General features: G+C 52.0%; 15 protein-coding genes. 6 read left to right on the plus strand and 9 right to left on the minus strand.

The genetic code is table 11. The features are described from left to right. Window positions 1–37: 37 nt before the first annotated feature. Both uvrA and pdxA read right to left on the minus strand, forming a co-directional pair. Complete coding sequence (gene uvrA, locus RBT11_09570; GenBank protein ID MDX9787014.1) at window positions 38–2,887, minus strand: excinuclease ABC subunit UvrA; 2,850 nt, start codon at window positions 2,885–2,887, stop codon at window positions 38–40. 107 nt (window positions 2,888–2,994) lie between these two features. After that, window positions 2,995–4,017, minus strand: coding sequence for a 4-hydroxythreonine-4-phosphate dehydrogenase PdxA (gene pdxA / locus RBT11_09575; GenBank protein MDX9787015.1), 1,023 nt, complete (start codon window positions 4,015–4,017; stop codon window positions 2,995–2,997). A 573-nt stretch (window positions 4,018–4,590) separates the two neighbouring features. Between pdxA and dnaA the strand changes: the two genes are divergently transcribed. Further along, window positions 4,591–5,946 carry a chromosomal replication initiator protein DnaA gene (gene dnaA, locus RBT11_09580; GenBank protein ID MDX9787016.1) on the plus strand — a complete coding sequence of 452 codons (1,356 nt, stop codon included), beginning with the start codon at window positions 4,591–4,593 and terminating at the stop codon, window positions 5,944–5,946. Between the two features lie 27 nt (window positions 5,947–5,973). After that, window positions 5,974–7,353 (plus strand): FAD-linked oxidase C-terminal domain-containing protein, encoded by a 1,380-nt coding sequence (locus RBT11_09585; GenBank protein MDX9787017.1) that lies wholly within the window; start codon window positions 5,974–5,976, stop codon window positions 7,351–7,353. Between the two features lie 326 nt (window positions 7,354–7,679). Here the strand turns inward: RBT11_09585 and RBT11_09590 are convergent, their stop codons facing one another. From RBT11_09590 to rpsF, 7 genes are all read right to left on the minus strand, one after another. Continuing rightward, window positions 7,680–8,501, minus strand: coding sequence for an inositol monophosphatase family protein (locus RBT11_09590; protein ID MDX9787018.1), 822 nt, complete (start codon window positions 8,499–8,501; stop codon window positions 7,680–7,682). 138 nt (window positions 8,502–8,639) lie between these two features. Then, window positions 8,640–10,280, minus strand: a complete 1,641-nt coding sequence (gene hflX / locus RBT11_09595) for a GTPase HflX (protein ID MDX9787019.1) — start codon at window positions 10,278–10,280, stop codon at window positions 8,640–8,642. After that, a complete protein-coding gene (gene dnaB / locus RBT11_09600; GenBank protein ID MDX9787020.1) occupies window positions 10,281–11,660 on the minus strand; it encodes a replicative DNA helicase in 1,380 nt (459 codons plus the stop codon). 278 nt (window positions 11,661–11,938) lie between these two features. Next, window positions 11,939–12,385: a 50S ribosomal protein L9 gene (gene rplI / locus RBT11_09605; protein ID MDX9787021.1), complete on the minus strand. Its 447-nt coding sequence runs from the start codon at window positions 12,383–12,385 to the stop codon at window positions 11,939–11,941. 14 nt (window positions 12,386–12,399) lie between these two features. Further along, window positions 12,400–13,365 carry a YybS family protein gene (locus RBT11_09610; protein ID MDX9787022.1) on the minus strand — a complete coding sequence of 322 codons (966 nt, stop codon included), beginning with the start codon at window positions 13,363–13,365 and terminating at the stop codon, window positions 12,400–12,402. A 46-nt stretch (window positions 13,366–13,411) separates the two neighbouring features. Beyond that, a complete protein-coding gene (rpsR, locus tag RBT11_09615; GenBank protein MDX9787023.1) occupies window positions 13,412–13,708 on the minus strand; it encodes a 30S ribosomal protein S18 in 297 nt (98 codons plus the stop codon). A gap of 1 nt (window position 13,709) precedes the next feature. Further along, on the minus strand, window positions 13,710–14,180 hold the full coding sequence (gene rpsF, locus RBT11_09620) for a 30S ribosomal protein S6 (protein MDX9787024.1): 471 nt from the start codon (window positions 14,178–14,180) through the stop codon (window positions 13,710–13,712). Between the two features lie 448 nt (window positions 14,181–14,628). Here rpsF and RBT11_09625 point away from each other — a divergent pair, with 448 nt between their 5' ends. From RBT11_09625 to RBT11_09640, 4 genes are all read left to right on the plus strand, one after another. Further along, complete coding sequence (locus RBT11_09625; protein ID MDX9787025.1) at window positions 14,629–15,807, plus strand: hypothetical protein; 1,179 nt, start codon at window positions 14,629–14,631, stop codon at window positions 15,805–15,807. 63 nt (window positions 15,808–15,870) lie between these two features. Continuing rightward, window positions 15,871–16,077, plus strand: coding sequence for a hypothetical protein (locus RBT11_09630; GenBank protein MDX9787026.1), 207 nt, complete (start codon window positions 15,871–15,873; stop codon window positions 16,075–16,077). A 36-nt stretch (window positions 16,078–16,113) separates the two neighbouring features. Next, complete coding sequence (yedE, locus tag RBT11_09635; protein MDX9787027.1) at window positions 16,114–17,205, plus strand: YedE family putative selenium transporter; 1,092 nt, start codon at window positions 16,114–16,116, stop codon at window positions 17,203–17,205. A gap of 11 nt (window positions 17,206–17,216) precedes the next feature. After that, window positions 17,217–17,435 (plus strand): sulfurtransferase TusA family protein, encoded by a 219-nt coding sequence (locus RBT11_09640; protein MDX9787028.1) that lies wholly within the window; start codon window positions 17,217–17,219, stop codon window positions 17,433–17,435. Window position 17,436 lies beyond the last annotated feature (1 nt).

The following is a 17,436-nucleotide window of genomic DNA, read 5'->3' on the forward strand; positions in this document are numbered from 1 at the left end:
ATATGTTATAAGTCTTAACCACACTATTTATAAACTGTCAGCTCGGCGTCATCCCCCTCTTTTCCAACACGACTTTAAGATACCGGCCGGTATGGGATTCGGGCATGGCCGCAATCTCTTCCGGCGTGCCGCATCCTAGAATTCGTCCCCCGGCCTCGCCGCCCTCTGGCCCAAGGTCAATAATATAATCGGCCGTTTTAATCACATCCAGGTTATGCTCAATCACCAGAATGGTATTTCCCGCGTCCACCAAGCGATTTAACACTTCAAGCAAATGGCGCACATCTTCCATGTGAAGGCCCGTGGTCGGTTCATCGAGTATGTAGAGCGTCTTTCCGGTACCCTGCTTACTAAGCTCCCGGGCCAGCTTGATGCGCTGGGCCTCTCCGCCGGACAGCGTGGTGGCCGACTGACCTATTTTAATATAGCCGACCCCCACATCCTGCAGGGTTTCAAGCTTTTCCCGAATGAGCCGAATAGGTTCAAAAAAGGCCCGGCACTGGTTGATGGTCATATTCAGCACCTCGGCGATGGTTTTTCCCTTGTATCGGATCTCCAGGGTTTCTCGGTTATACCGTTTGCCGTGGCAGACATCGCAGGTCACATACACATCCGGCAAAAAATGCATCTCAATACGAATAATGCCGTCCCCGCCGCAAGCCTCACACCGGCCGCCTTTCACATTGAAACTGAACCGCCCTGATTTATACCCCCGCATACGGGCATCCGCTGTTTTGGCAAAAAGATCCCGAATATAGGTAAACAGGCCGGTATAGGTGCCGGGATTGGATCTGGGCGTTTTGCCGATGGGGCTTTGATCGATATGAACGATCTTGTCGATATGATTCAACCCGGAAATATGCCGATACCGGCCGGCCCGGCTGCGGGACCGGTATAATTGCTGTGCTATCGCCGGGTATAAGGTTTCCAGAACGAGACTTGATTTTCCAGACCCGGACACCCCCGTCACACAGATCAAACACCCTAAGGGAAACGCCACATCGATGTCCTTCAGATTATTTTCCGAGGCGCCCTCGATCAAAAGCCTTGTCCCATTCCCGCAACGGCGAACGGCCGGCACCGGCACCTGTCTTTGTCCCGATAGATACTGCCCGGTCAAGGACTCGGCAACCGCTGAAAGCTGGCCGGGCGGCCCCGAATACAGAATTCGCCCGCCGTTCACGCCGGCACCGGGGCCCATATCGATCACGTGGTCGCAGGTGCGAATGGTGGTTTCATCGTGTTCCACCACCAGCACGGTATTACCCAAATCACGCATTTTAAACAACGCATTCAGCAGCCGCAAATTATCCCGCTGATGCAGCCCGATGCTCGGTTCATCCAATACATACAGAACCCCCGTTAATTTTGATCCGATCTGGGTGGCCAACCGGATTCGCTGGCTTTCTCCACCGGACAAGCTCTGCGCCGACCGGTCCAGGGTCAGATAGGATAAACCGACATCTTCCAGAAAGCCGATTCTGGCTCCGACCTCCTTGACAATATTCCGGGCAATGGCCCCTTCTTTCTCATTCAGGGAAAGCTGATCAAAAAACGCTCGAACCTTTTCCACGGTCATGGCCGTCAACTCATGAATGCGCACACCGCCAAGCGTCACCGATCGGCTCGCCGGATTCAATTTGGCACCCCGGCAGGCGGAGCAGGTGCGATAATTCATAAACCGGGAGACCTCCTCCCGAATCTGGCGGGAATCGCTTTCCCGATAGCGCCGTTTTAAATTGGGAATTATTCCTTCAAAGGGCTTTTGAATGGTCACCCGACGTTCCTTGCGCATAAAGGAAAAGGGAATTTGCGTCTCTCCCGAGCCGTAGAGAAGGACCTGCTGAAAGGCTTCGGGCAGCGCCTTGTAGGGCGTATAAATATCCACCTGATAACAGGCGGTGAGTGCCTCTAAAAATTCTATGAAATACAGAGAACTGCGAGTCGCCCATGGCGCTGCCGCCCCTTGGCGCAGGGAAAGCGAGGGATTCGGGAAGATGAGCTCCGGATCAAATTCGGTAATAGCGCCCAGTCCGTTGCATTCCGGGCAGGCACCCTGCGGCGAGTTAAATGAAAAGCTGGCCGGCGTCAATTCAGGATAACTGACATCACAGGTAACGCAGACAGCCTTCTCGCTGAAAAAAAGGCTGCTATTCACCTCATCCCCTGTTATGACATCCACCATCGCGCGGCCTGCCGACTGGGCCAAGGCCAACTCCAGTGAATCGGCCAGGCGATTTTTGATTTCGGGTTTGACGATCAACCGGTCCACGACCACGTCGATCGTGTGCGGCGTCTGCTTGTCCAGACCTTTCACCGCTTCTATTTCCAGCATTCGGCCATCCACCCGAACACGAGCAAACCCATCCTTTCGCAATCGTTGAATCAGTTTCTCATGCCCCCCTTTTGCAGCCGACACCAGAGGCGAAAGCAAAATGATGCGCGTTCCTTCCGGCAACGCCATCACCTGATCGACCATTTGGTCGATGCTCTGCGCGCTGATGACGGCGCCGCATTGATGGCAGCGGGGCACCCCGACCCGGGCATAGAGCAACCTTAAATAATCGTAAATTTCGGTCACGGTGCCTACCGTGGAGCGGGGGTTGTGCCCAGCGCTTTTTTGCTCAATGGCAATGGCGGGGGAAAGCCCCTCGATATGATCCACATCCGGTTTTTCAAGCCGTTCCAGAAACTGCCGGGCATAGGCGCTCAACGATTCCACATACCGGCGCTGCCCCTCGGCATACAAGGTATCAAACGCCAGGCTTGATTTACCGGATCCCGAAAGGCCCGTTACCACAACCAGGGCATTTCGGGGAATATCCACATCTATCCCCTTCAGGTTATGTTGCCGCGCCCCGCGAATCATAATTTTATCTGTTTGCAAAGAAATACCATCATGGTTAATCGTGAACGTAAACGTACACGTGCGCGTGAACGTGCACGTGCACGGATCTATAAGAACCCACCCCTCTTTGCCCGCTCCAAATTCCCCTACAATTTCGCAGCCGCTTTAAAAAACACCTGTTGCACCGCCATTTCAACGGCCGCCCGAAGGCTTCTCTCATTCGCCCGGCCGGTGCCAGCTATATCATAGGCCGTCCCATGGTCCACGGAAGTTCTGATAATGGGAAGGCCCAGGGTCGTATTGACGCCGTCTTCAAAATGCAGCAATTTAAACGGAATCAACCCCTGGTCATGGTACATGCAAACCACCCCGTCAAACTGTCCGGCGGCGGCATGATAAAACACCGTGTCCGGCGCAAAGGGGCCGGAAGCATTCACCCCGGCCGCTCTTGCCGCCAGAACGGCGGGCAGAATCAGCCGGGCCTCCTCATCCCCGAATAAGCCGCCCTCGCCCGCATGGGGGTTTAACCCCGCCACCGCCAACCGGGGATCAACCATGCCGAATCTTTCCCGAAGGGCATGCGCTGTTAGAATAATCGTTTCCAAAATGCGTTGCGTGCTCAGTTCTGCCGCCACCCGGCAAAGGGCCGTATGAATTGTGACCAGCACCACACGCAGCCGCGTACCGGCAAGCATCATAACCACCTGCTCCGTGCCCGTCCGCTTGGCCAACAACTCCGTATGCCCGGGGAAATCAAAACCGGCCTCGGCCATGGCTTTTTTATTGATGGGGCAGGTGACCATGGCGGCTATTTCACCTTGAACCGCTAAATCAACCGCTGTTTCGATATAAGAGACCATAGCCCGTCCGGTTTCATAAGTCGGATGGCCCCAGTCAATCCGGTCCGGCAATAGCGGGGAAACTTGTAACACGTTCAACACCCCCGCCTCGTATACCCCCTTGGCCGGTGCGGGTATCGGATTAAGTCGCAACCGGCTGCCCATGCGGTGCGCAATCCATGCAAGCCGGGAGACATCCCCCACTACCAACGGCCGGCACAGCGCCGATAACGTGGCATCCTCAAAGGTCTTGATCACAATTTCCGGGCCGACCCCCACCGGATCCCCCATGGTAATGCCAATAATCGGAAGTGGTAATTTATTACTCATATATGATTTTCCTAGGTAATTCGTTACTCTTTTTTCCCCCCCGTTAACGGGAATAAAATACTGTTTTTGGCTTTATAGCACGGCAGGCGCCGGATCAAAATCCCTGAGGGCGGCCAGTTTTATCGCTATGAAAATACCGTGCCAGCGATTCGATTTCAGTGGTTATTAATTATATTGAAAACAGACGATATTCGTTAAAAAAAACAGCTTTTAAGAGATTCATTGTTTTTCGACAAGCGGGTATCAATGATAGATCCCCTTAAAATCCCTAAAGAAACGTCACCCTCCGCAGAATCCGATTTCAGGAGGGGGAACTGTGTCAACAAGATAATTTTTATTGTATATCCATATCATTACAAATTGTTAACAACTCATTGGCCCTTCACCTTCAAAACACGGTTTTTCCGGATTGACACTTATCCCTGTTTCCCCTAAAACCCATCTCGTTGTCACGGAAGCAATAATAAATCGGCAGTATCCTTCCAAACTGAAAATTTTCCGCTCTTTAGCGGGTCTCATCTGAAGCAAAAATTATACCCGAATTATTCTCTAACGGAAAGCGGTTTGAAACTGATGGATTCACTATTTCAAAAAGTCAAGGCTGCCTGTAAACAACAACTTCCCACACACGCGTTCAAAATGTGGATCGAGCCGATCGAGTTTAGTAATATCGAGAGTAATCAGCTCATTCTCGGCGCCCCAAATTTTTATATCAAACGCCGGTTTCAGGATCAGTTCGCAGGGCTTGTATTGTCCGAGTGGGAACACGCCACCGGCATGCGCATGAGCCTACAGGTGGACGTCCTGAAAAACAATGGAAAACAGGCCGTAGAGCCTACCGGCGCCGAACCAAAGGCGCCGATACAGCTGGCGCTGCCCGGTATTCAAGTCAAACCGTTCAGCGGTCGCCTGTTGCGAAGAGATTTTACCTTTGACCAGTTTGTGGTCGGCACCAACAATGATTTTGCCTTTTCCGCGGCCCTGGCCCATGCCTCGCGCAAAGTGATGGATCAGAATCCGTTGATGCTCCTGTCCCAAACCGGCATGGGGAAAAGCCACTTATCCCAGGCAGTCGGGCACCATATTCTTTCTGAAAGGCCCCATGAGCGGGTGTTTTATATGACAGCGGAAGATTTTACCAACGAGATGGTACAATCCTTGCGCCAGGACTGCATCGACAAATTCAAAAAAAAATACCGGGACCATTGCGATGTTCTTTTGCTTGAAGATGTGCATTTTCTGAGCGGTAAAACACGTACGCAGTCCGAACTGGCCGCCACCCTGGATTATCTGAGCGATACGGGCAAAAAAATTATTTTTTCCAGTTGTTTTTCTCCCGTGGAGATTCCGAAAATTTCGGATTCACTCAGATCACGGCTCTCTTCAGGCCTGATCACCCGGATCGATACGCCTAATTTTCGAACCCGGGTCCGTATTCTTCAGAAAAAGGCAAAGGCTAAAAATCTGAATATTCCCGACGATGTCATCCATTATCTGGCCGGAGAGTTGTCGGAAAACGTTCGGCAACTGGAAAGCGGACTCATTGGTGTTTCGGCAAAATCCTCCCTTTTAAGCAAAGAGATCGATTTGGATCTGGCCGAAAGCGTGGTCAAGCATATTACCAGCCAGCGACAAACCATCACGGTTGAAAGCATCAAGCAGTTGGTATGCAAGCAATTCGGCATCAGCGCCGCCGATATCGCCTCCAAATCCCGCAAGCAGCATATTTCACGGCCAAGGCAAATCGCTATGTATCTTTCCCGTAAATATACGGACTCTCCCCTTCAGACCATCGGCAGGAGTTTTAACCGCTATCATGCCACCGTCCTTCATGCTGTCAACCTGGTTGAATCCGGCATCAAAGACAGCGGCGTGCTCAAGCAACAGGTCAACTACCTTGTCGACAAACTGGAGCGGGGTGTATTCTAATCCGCCTTAAACGGAACCGATCACGTCATGCCCCTTGAAAACCGGATATACGCTCAACTTCAACACTGTGTGGGAAGCGCCCATTGCACGCGCGAGAAGGAAGATCTGGCCTGCTACGCCTATGATGCCACCCGGCAAATGCATCTGCCGGATGCGGTCATCTTTCCGGGAAGCACAGGGGAAGTGGCGGCCATCCTTCGGCTGGCCAACGAGGCGAATTTTCCCGTCATCCCCCGGGGCAGCGGCTCCGGCACCACCGGTGGCGCACTACCTGTCAATGGAGGCGTCGTCCTGGTAACCACCCGTCTGAACAAAATTCTTCATATCGATACGGATAATCTCGTGGCCCATGTGGAGCCGGGCGTCCTGACGGGTCATCTTCACACGGAAGTCGAAAAGCTGGGCCTTTATTATCCGCCGGATCCATCCAGTGCCGAATTTTCAACGCTCGGCGGGAACTTAGGCGAGTGCGCCGGAGGCCCGCGTGCCGTAAAATACGGCGTTACGCGGGATTACGTGCTGGGACTTGAAGCGGTCATCGGCACAGGCGAGATCATTCATGCCGGGGTTCAAACCACCAAGGGCGTGGTCGGTTATGATTTAACCCGCCTGATGGTCGGCTCCGAAGGCACCCTGGGGGTGATCACCCGCATGGCACTTCGGCTCATTCCCAAGCCCGAATCGGTTCGGACCTTAAAAGTTGTGTTTGAAAGAATCGAAACCGCCGCGGAAACCGTATCTGAAATCATCCGGAGCGGTTTGGTTCCCCGCGCCATTGAATATATGGACAATGCATCCATCCGCTGCGCGGAAACGTATCTAAAAATCGGGTTGCCGACCACGGCGGGTGCGCTTCTCATTATTGAAGTGGATGGCCGGAATGAAGAGACCGCCCGCGATATTCAGGCCTTAAAAACCCTGTGCGATGCCAGGGGCGCGCTGGAAGCCGTCATCGCCCAAAATGAACAGGAAGCCAAGAATCTGTGGCGGGCGCGAAAAGCGCTCTCACCCGCCATGTATTTATATGGCCCGGATAAAATAAATGAAGACATCGTGGTACCACGCAGCAAGATTCCAGATATGGTGCGAAAGATAGAAGCCTTGAAAAAAGAAACCGGACTCACCATGGCCAGTTTCGGCCATGCGGGGGACGGCAACATTCATTTTCACATTATGTTGGATAAAAAGGTGAGCCGGGATGCGCTGAAGGCTGAAAACGCGGTCAGCGCGCTTTTCGATTACACGCTGGCGCTCGGGGGAACCATTTCCGGCGAACATGGGGTTGGAACCGCCAAGGCGCCCTATTTTAACCGGGAAATCGGCGTCGTTGAAACCCGGTTAATGAAAAAAATAAAATCGGCGTTCGATCCACGGGGAGTGCTCAATCCGGGTAAGATATTCTCCTAATCCGGCAAAGCCGGAAGCTGGGCGGCTGGGATGCTTGGCAGCTAACAACCTTCTCCAATGATACACGCTTTTTCGTGCATGTTTCTGATAAAGGGTATATGGTTACTAAAAGGGCCTAATTTACCCTGCTAAAAAAACCTTCAGAGATCATCAGATCTTCCAACACCTCAATCCGGACACTTTGTTCATTCTCAATTGCGCAACGCAAATTCAGGGCACAATATTTTTTACAGATCAAATTTTTCCGGTTGAAATTTCCAAAACATCCCACATGATCATCCAGAGAGATGGCCTTCAAAATACTTTTATTCATTATACACCTTAACCTAACTTATGTTATTTTCACTTCCAAGCAACACAAGCATCTCGGAGTGAATAAAGCCATTGGTGGCCACGATCTGCGCCATATCGTTCGAAAAGGGGCTATTCTGAAAATTCGTCACTCTGCCGCCGGCTTCTTCGGCAATCAACGCCCCGGCGGCCGTATCCCACGGCTTGAGATTTTCTTCCCAAAATCCGTCAAACCGCCCACAAGCCACATAACATAGATCAATGGCTGCCGAACCGAATCGCCGAATGCCCTGACTGGCAGCCATACAATTTGAAAACCGCGTCAAGAGCGGCGCCATCATGTCTCTTGCGTTATACGGAAAGCCCGTAACCAAAAGGCTATCCGCGATGGACTCAGTGGATGAGACCCGGATAGCCTTGCCATTTAACGTCGCGCCTTTTCCTTTAATCGCTGCAAACAACTCACCGCCGGCCGGGGAAAACACCACCCCCATCACCACCTGACCGGCCACCGAAAAGGCAATGGAAACGGAATATACATCCAGCCCATGCGCAAAATTAGTGGTACCGTCCAGCGGGTCGATGATCCACTGGTATTTTCCATCGCCGATGATAAGGCCACTTTCTTCCGCCAGAATATCATGGCCCGGATAAGCGGAACGAATGGTATCGATAATCCGCTTTTCCGATGCCGTATCCGCTTCGGTCACCAGATCGATGACCCCTTTTTTCCGAATATTCAATGCGCCGCCATGAAAGCCGCGCAAGATCTCTCCAGCCTGACAAGCGGCACGAACACCGACGCTTTTGATTTGTTCAAGATCCATATCTGACGCTGAGTATATGAACTCGACCATGGAAAGTCAATCCTAATCCGGCAAAGCCGGATGCTAGGATGCTGGGATGCTGGGATGCTCGAACGCTTTAAAGATAACGCCCTTAGCGCAAAAAAAACGATCATTCCCGTTTTGGGATGTATGTTGCTGATAACGGTATTAATCCGGTTTGCAACGGTTGACCAGTTGCTCCATTTCTTCGATGAGCGGCCGAAGTGTTTCGGGGTCACGAGCGGAAATAAAGACCCCGTCCAGCCGGCCCTTCAAGCCGGCCAGCAACTCCGGCGCCACCCGATCTTGTTTGTTAAAGGCACAAAGGCACGGCATCCGGTTCAAGTTGAGTTCGATCAGCACCTTTTCCACGGAATCCATATGCGCCTCAAAATGCGGTGAGCTGACATCCACCACATGCAGCAGTAAATCCGCGCTTTCCAATTCTTCTAGCGTCGCCCGAAAGGCCGCCATCAACTCCTTGGGAAGATCCCGAATAAACCCGACCGTGTCCGTGATGATCACTTCCGTATCCCGTGGAAACCGCAGGCGCCTGCTGGCCGTATCAAGCGTTGCGAACAAACGGCTTTCCGCCAGCATGTGACTGTGTGTCAGTGTGTTGAGCAGGGTGGATTTTCCGGCATTGGTATAGCCGATAATCGAAATAACCGGAATTTGCTTGCGATCCCGGCGGGCCCGTTGTTGCGCGCGCTGCTTGCGGACCAGCGCCAGATCCTTTTCAAGGCGGGTGATTCGTTCCCGTACCCGGCGGCGGTTGATCTCAAGCTTTGTTTCCCCGGGGCCTCTGCCGCCGATACCGCCGGTCAACCGGCTCATGGCGGTATTTTTGGCAATCAGCCGGGGCAATAAATACCGCAACTGGGCTAGCTCCACCTGCCGCTTGCCATCTCGGGTCCGGGCGCGCTGGGCAAAAATATCCAGAATCAGTTGCGTGCGGTCAATCACTTTAAGATCTATCAGGTCCGTGATGGCGCGAATCTGGGAAGGGTTCAGCTCCTGGTCAAACACCAGCAGGGAAACCCCTGCCTGCTGCGCAACAATGGACAATTCCTGAAGTTTTCCACTACCCAGAAGATACCGGGCATCCGCCCGGCTGCGCTGCTGAAGCCGGGTACCGACCACCTCTATGCCGCAGGATCGGGAAAGCGCTTTCAGCTCATTTAAGCTATCCAACGCAGCCTGTTTGGGTCCGATGGCGACCCCGACCAACAACGCCCGTTCGATTCCACTCTCGGTATAATGAATACTGCCCGCCGACCGGCCGATCTCACGTTCCAGAGCCAGAATCATCTCCAGGCAATCCATCTCCGGATGGTGCGGGGAAATCGGGGGCAATATCTCGTAGGGTGCCTCTTCGGACGCACTCGGGATAAGGTGCGCGACCCATATTTCGCGAGCCAGCCCATCACCGGCGACCGTCACCACCGCCATAAGGTCCAGTCGCAGCAGGGATAAATCGGTCAGATCATCCCGGCTGACCCCTTCGGTTTCCTTCAGATGCGTATGAATGCAGCGAAGTCCTCTTAACCGACCGGGAGCGCTGCGATAGGACTGCGTGTCGGGAATCACGATACCATGCGCATCCCCCACGATCACAAATTCCACATGCCCCCGGCGGTTGACCAAAAGTCCCATTTGGCGGCCGGTTTCGTGGGAAAGCGCGGCAAGATCGCGGCACAGCTCCGGAGTGATGACAAATTGCGGTGGAATCCGCCGCCGGTAAAGGTTTTCAAGCCGGTGCAACTGATTTGCCTTCAGCCCGATGGTGTTCCCATGGAGTCGCTTCATTTAACTCCCGTCATAATAATCAGAAGATGCCAGGTTCTCAAAGCGGGTATAGGATTTTAAAAAGGCAAGACGCGCGGTACCGATGGGGCCATTTCTCTGTTTGGCCACAATAATTTCCGCCGTGTTGATGTTGGGGTTGTTTTCTTCCTTATTATAGACCTCATCCCGATAGATGAACGCCACCACATCGGCATCCTGCTCCAGAGCGCCGGACTCTCTAAGGTCCGATAGCTGGGGACGCTTATCGCTTCTTTCTTCAAGCTTGCGGTTAAGCTGCGATAAGGCAATGACGGGCACATTCAATTCCTTGGCAAGGCCTTTTAACGATCTGGAAATTTCCGAAATCTCAAGATCCCGCCGATCGGAAATGGTTCGGCTTCGCATGAGCTGAATATAATCAATGATGATAAGCCCCAGCCCTTTCTCCATTTTCAGCCGTCTGGACTTGGTTCGAACATCCATGGAGCCCAGACTGGGCGAGTCGTCAATGTAGATGGGCGCCTGTGAAAAGGCGTCCGCGGCATCCGTCAGCTTTCGATAATCGTCATTGCTGAAAAACCCGCTTCTCAATTTAGAGGAGTCCACCCGGGATTCCGCGCAAAGCATGCGCATGGAAAGCTGTTCCTTGGACATTTCCAGAGAAAAAACGGCCACCGGCACCTTTCCGTCCACCGCGGCATTTCTGGCGATATTCAACGCAAAGGCGGTTTTCCCCATACTGGGCCGGGCGGCTAGAATAATCAAATCCGATTTCTGAAGCCCGGCCGTCATCTGATCCAGCTGCGTATAGCCGGTGGGCACTCCGGTGAGAAGCGACTTGTTATTTTTTCGTTCTTCAAGCTCGTCCAGGTTATCAATGACGAGTTTTTCCACCGGATAAAATGCCGGCTTGATCTTATCTTCCGATATTTCAAAAATACTGCTTTCGGCAAAATTGATGACCTCGTCCACTTCCCCCTGGTGCTCATAACACCGGCGAGTGATTTCATTGCTGCGCTGAATCAAGCGCCTGAGCACCGCTTTTTCGTGAATGATGCCCGCGTAGTGCCTCGGATTAACGGCCATCGGCACCGAACTGACCAGATTTGAAAGATAAGCGGCCCCCCCGATATCTTCCAGCAGGTTGATATTCCGAAGATGCGTGGTAAGCGTCACCAAATCGATCGGTTCCCGCTTATCAAATAAATTCGTGATAGCCGAGAATATCTTCTGATGGGCGGGCCGGTAAAAATCGTCCGCTCCCAACACTTCCACCACATCAAACAACGCCTCATTATCAATTAAAATGGCGCTTAAAAGGGATTCCTCGGCTTCAATGCTTTGGGGGGGCAGATGGCTTAGGGAGGGATCTTTGGAACGATTTTGCGGGGAATCTGCCATATAAATGCGGCCAAGTCTCACTAATCCCGGGGGCAGGCAAAACGGCCGCCTTTCCCCGGGCAAATGATTAAACACACGAAACATCGAAACCGGCTTTGCCGGAGGCTAAACCCTATCCGCTATCCGCTGTCAGCTATGAGCTATGAGCTATCAACTATGAGCTATGAGCTATGAGCTATCAGCTATCAGCTATCAGCTATCAGCTTAACTCAAACATCTCGTTTCACGGCCCCTCTGCGATTATCCGCGTTTTTTCGGGCATATCTTTGAAAAAGGGGCTACTGCTCGGGAACGATTTCCACGGTAATCTCGGGTTCCACATCCTTATACACTCGAATGGGGATTTTATAAGAACCCAAGCTTTTAATCGGCTCGCTTAAGAGCACCCTGCGTTTATCCACCTCGATTTCCTGTTTGGCCAAAGCATCCAGAATATCCCGCACGGTGATCGATCCATACAAACGATCCTCTTCGCTAACCTTTGCCGCAATGGTGCAGACCACGGATTCAAGCCGTTTGGCCATTTCCTCGGCCATGGACTTTTCCTTTGCTATCTGCAGGTCTACCTTGCCTTTTTCCGACTCCATCAATTTTCGGTTCTGCACAGTCGCCAATATGGCTTTGCGCTGCGGCAGCAAATAATTTCGGGCATAGCCCTTGGCAACATTGACTTCGCTGCCGATGATACCGAGGGACTCAATCGTCTCCCTTAATAAGACTCTCATGGTTGTTCCTCCACTCAGGAAACGCCGTTGGTTTCCGTCGGTTGCTTTAATTTTCTAAAATCCAGCCAAATGTCGAAAATCCCCAAGCCGATCACAAGGATAAGGGCATAAATCTGCAAGGCGATCATGCTGTATAAAAACCATTTCATTGCTGCGGGCAAGCGCTTTTTATTAAAATAAAAAGAAACGATGGCAATGCCCTGAAAAAAATAGACCGGCAACAGCACGATCAGACCGTTGAAACCTGTCAGCTTAATCCCCACTTCGGGGATAAGCAACAATACACCGAAGCCGATAATCCCCCACACGAAATGCTCCGGTGCTTTCCATTGATTCAACCGCTCAAAACGCTCAATATCCGGGCATCCGACCTTTAATAACGGCCGGGCCAACAGCAAGTTTATCCAAGCGCCGAACAGTGCTGCAGCCATACAAATTCCGGGCAAAATGCGAACAATCACATATGGCGCATGCTCAAACGCGACGGAAAGCGCTTGCATCTGCTCACTCGGCATATCGAGTGTTTTGTACGCCTCCTGGTAAACCGCGAGGTTTGCCTTGATATAATCCGATAAAAACACGCCGATATCAAGGCCTGCCGCATTCGTGTATAAAAACAGCGTGCAAATAGCAGCCAAAAAAACAACACCGGCTGCAACGCCGATGGTCTTTTCAATAGGCAATCGGCGCTCCAGGCATTCCCCCAGGGAAAAGCCCATCACCAATTGCCCCAAAAAGAAAAACAGATCCGCCGTCAGACCGCCGGTTTGCCCCAGCCAAAGGAGAAAAGCGGCTGCCGGAACAATGCCCCCGTAAAACCTGCCGAGCTTAAGCCGGTAAAACAGTACCGGCAAAGGAATCACCAGGACGGCAAACACCCCGAAAAACGGAATCATGACCGCAGCGGCAAACAGCAACGCAGTGATCACGATTCCACTCAGAATCAGCGTGGGGCTCTGGCCAGTCACCACCTTCGGCACGCGCGAATTTTCTCCTTGTCAGCCGAGCTATTCCGGATGCCCCGTTTCAGTGCGGAAGGGATCCGACAAAGGGCAACAGTGCAATGGAACGTGCCCGTTTAATGGCTGTTTGCAGCACCCGTTGATGTTTCGCGCAGGTGCCGGAAATTCGGCGGGGAATAATTTTACCCCGCTCCGATACAAAATAACGCAACGCCTTTGCGTCTTTATAATCGATAACCAGGCTGCTGTCCGCGCAGAAACGACAGACTTTCCGGCGATGAAAAAACCGTTTTTTTCGTTTGGGAGCGCCATTTTTGGCGTTACTGCCGCCCCGTCCTTTATATTGGGTTCCTATCGCCATGTTATGCCTCCTCGTCTTCTTCGTCGGTATCGGTGTTCAAGGTGTCGCCGGCATCATCGTCATCGTCGTCCGCCACGGCACCAAGCTTGGCCGCTGTAGCCGATGCACCATCCCCCGACTCGGATGCAACCGCCTTTTCTTCTGCCGATTTTGCCATTTCTTCACGAATTCGATCCGGGTCGGCATCGTTATCCAGGATAATGGTCATGTATTTGATGACCTTATCGTCAATGCGAAAAGAGCGTTCGATCTCATCCACCAAAGGCCCGTCCCCGCAATAATCGAGCCGGACATAAAATCCCCGGTTGCGTTTGCGAACCTCGTAGGCAAGTTTTCTCATGCCCCAATCGTCACGCATCACCAACACTCCTTTGTATTTTGAAATGAGTTCGGCAAGGCGCTCAAAAATGGACCCCCGTTGTTCATCGGAAACCTCGGGATCGACAATAAAAATTGTCTCGTATCGTCTCATTGTGCCTCCTTATGGGTATAAAGCCCCGTGCGATATGCACGGAGCAAGGACCACTGTGTTTTATCAAAACCAAAACTTGGTCAGTTAACACTCCCGGCCCTTGGCTGTCAAGGTCTTTTTCCAAATAATAAAAATGGATGGGCTTTCACGTCCCGGGGTATGCCACGGCCGATTTGGGATTAAAGACAGTTCGCGGTTTAACCGCAAGTGCTTCCTGATTATTAAGGAGAAAATGCTTACCATCGAAATTTTCAATAACATATCAAAAGTATATCGTAATTACGTATTTGACATTTATGTCTTTGTCACTGAATAAGAGTCACCTTACCGGGATTTTTAGCCCTCGGCATCGTCAACCGCATCCGTTTGAAAGTACAAAAAGGCTGCGACTGACATCACCGCATGCCGTTCTATAAAGTAATTCATTAGGATCAAAAGGAGAATAAAGATGAAAAAAATGATAGGGGTGCTCGCTGTTACGTTGCTTTTACCCGCCATTGCCATGTCTATGGAAATCTACAAAAAGGATAATATTTCCTTAAGCGCCGGCTGGTGGGGACAAGCCTGGTATCAGTTTGTTTCCGATATGGACACGGATGATGACGGCGCAGTGGATGACAACGCAAACGATTTTCTTGTCCGCCGCAGCTATTTTTATCTTGAAGGCATTGTCACCCCGGCGCTGAGCTTCTTTGTTCACTTGGCCGGGGACAAACTGGGAATGGATGAAATTACGAACAATTCGGGCGACGGCCTGGGGTCGGGCATTGCCCTGCGGGACGGCTGGATTAATTATAAACTTGCTGGTGACGATGTTATGGTACAGGTCGGCCGCATGTATATCCCCTTTACCCGCAACTACGGCACCACCTCCACCAAGTCCCTGCTGACAGTCGACCTTGACTGGGGTCAGGGCGGATTGCGCAGCAGTATTTTTTATCCGAGTACGGTCGGCCGTGACGATGCCATCACGCTGTGGGGCAATATTCTGAAAGATAAACTGCAATATCGATTGATGGTCGGCGACGGGGAAGAAAGCGATGCCAAAAATCCGGATGACAACGTGCGTTTTGCCGGACGCCTGAGTCTTAACCTTTTTGATCCTGAAACCAATTGGTTTAACGCCGGCACTTATCTGGGAAGCAAGCATATACTGGCCTTCGGTGCGGGCTTCGATTTTGAGCAGGATATGGTTATCGGCGCTAAAGAAGATGATTATGCCGCCTGGACCATTGATCTTCATTTCGATCACCCCCTGGCAAACGGCGACAACCTGACGCTTTCCGTTTCCTATATTGATATTTCACACAATGCCAACGCCATTTCATGGACGAATTTTAGCGCGGGAGATGACGGAAATCTGATATCCGCAAGCGCAGGGTATTATTTCGGCCATCCATTCGGCCCCGGCAACCTGCAGCCCTGTGCCCACGTTCAGAATATCAGTTCCGACGAAAAAGGTGACGATGACACTTTTATTTACGGATTCGGCATCAATTACTACCTAAAGGGCGCGGGAAACAAAATCACCCTGGACCTGACGTTCATCGATCAGGAGGAGGAAATCACGGATACGTTGCTTCAGGATAATACCATTCTTACCCTTCAGTTCGCCGCCGGCTTCTAAACCGTCATCACCCATATGAAACCGGACACGGGATAGTATCTGTGCAGCAGTTTATAGGACCGTATGATCAATTTCATTTTTTTCTGCCCGACTCATAACAAGGTGTTTGAAAGTGCGGATTTTACCGTATTGGAAAACCAAGGCGTCATCACCGACGCGGCGGGAAACAAAACGCTGAATGCCAAGGTGGCGCTGACCGTGCCGTGTCCGTTTTGTGGGGAAAAGCATATCTATCATGCCAGTGAGTTTTTGTGTCCGTTTACCGGTTAACGCGCTCTGGGAAAAAAGAGAGGGGGGGAACAAAAGATGCAAGGGAAAAACATTTTTGCTACAAGATGGGGCATCATCGGGGTGGGGGCTTTTATCGGAATTATCGCCCCTGTATTGCAGAAACTGGGCAATCCCGGAAACATGGGGATTTGTGTGGCCTGCTTTGAGCGGGACATTGCCGGCGCGCTCGGGCTTCACCGGGCAGCGGTGGTGCAGTATCTTCGCCCCGAGATCATCGGATTTGTGCTCGGGTCGATGATGGCCGCCTACCTGTTTAAGGAGTTTCGGCCAAGGGTCGGCTCGGCGCCCATTGTCCGGTTTGTTCTGGGGGTCTTTGCCATGATCGGCGCGCTGGTTTTTTTGGGCTGCCCATGGCGAGCCGTATTGCGGCTTGCAGGGGGAGACGCCAATGCGATTCCGGGGGTATTGGGCCTGACCTTCGGCATCTGGGTCGGCACGCTTTTTTTGAAAAAAGGATATACTCTCGGGCGCTCACAGGCAACTCACACCACCGTCGGATGGATGCTCCCGCTGATCATGCTCGGATTTCTTTTATTAATGCTTGTTTTTCCCCAAGTTTCGGGCAACGACAAGAGCGGCGTGCTGTTTTACAGCATGGAAGGACCGGGCGCCATGCATGCACCTCTGTTTTTGGCGTTAATCATCGGTCTGAGTATCGGTTTTCTGGCCCAGCGTAGCCGGTTTTGCACCATGGGCGCCATTCGGGACACGGTCCTGTTCGGCCAGATTCACCTATTGACCGGTTTTATCAGCCTGCTGCTCTTCGCGTTTTTAACCAACCTGATTCTGGGGCAGTTTAAGGTGGGGTTTGACAGTCAGCCCGTAGCTCACACCCTGCATCTCTGGAATTTTTTAGGCATGGCCCTGGCCGGTCTGGCGTTTGCGCTGGCCGGTGGATGCCCCGGGCGGCAACTGTTTCTCTCCGGTGAAGGGGATGGGGATGCCGCTGTCTTTGTGCTGGGGATGATTGTGGGCGCCGGGTTCGCCCATAATTTCGGACTGGCAAGTTCACCCAAAGGCTTGGGCACCTACGGCATTGCGGCCGTCATCATCGGTTTTCTAGTATGTCTGTTTATCGGCGTTACCATGAGAAGAAAAACCGCATAAGGAGGGGTAAAATGAGTTCAACTGTCGATGCAAGAGGGCTTTCCTGCCCCCAGCCGGTCATTTTGACACTGAATGAAATCAAAAAAGGAACCGAAAAGGAAATCTTCGTGATCGTGGATACGGACACATCCAAGGAAAATGTCATAAGAGCCGCAGCCAGTCAGGGGTGTCAGGTAACCGATGTCTCTTCGCAAGGAGAAAGCTATCGCATCACGATTACGAAGGCTTAAG

This window comes from Desulfobacterales bacterium, from assembly GCA_034003325.1.
Taxonomy (GTDB): domain Bacteria; phylum Desulfobacterota; class Desulfobacteria; order Desulfobacterales; family JAFDDL01; genus JAVEYW01.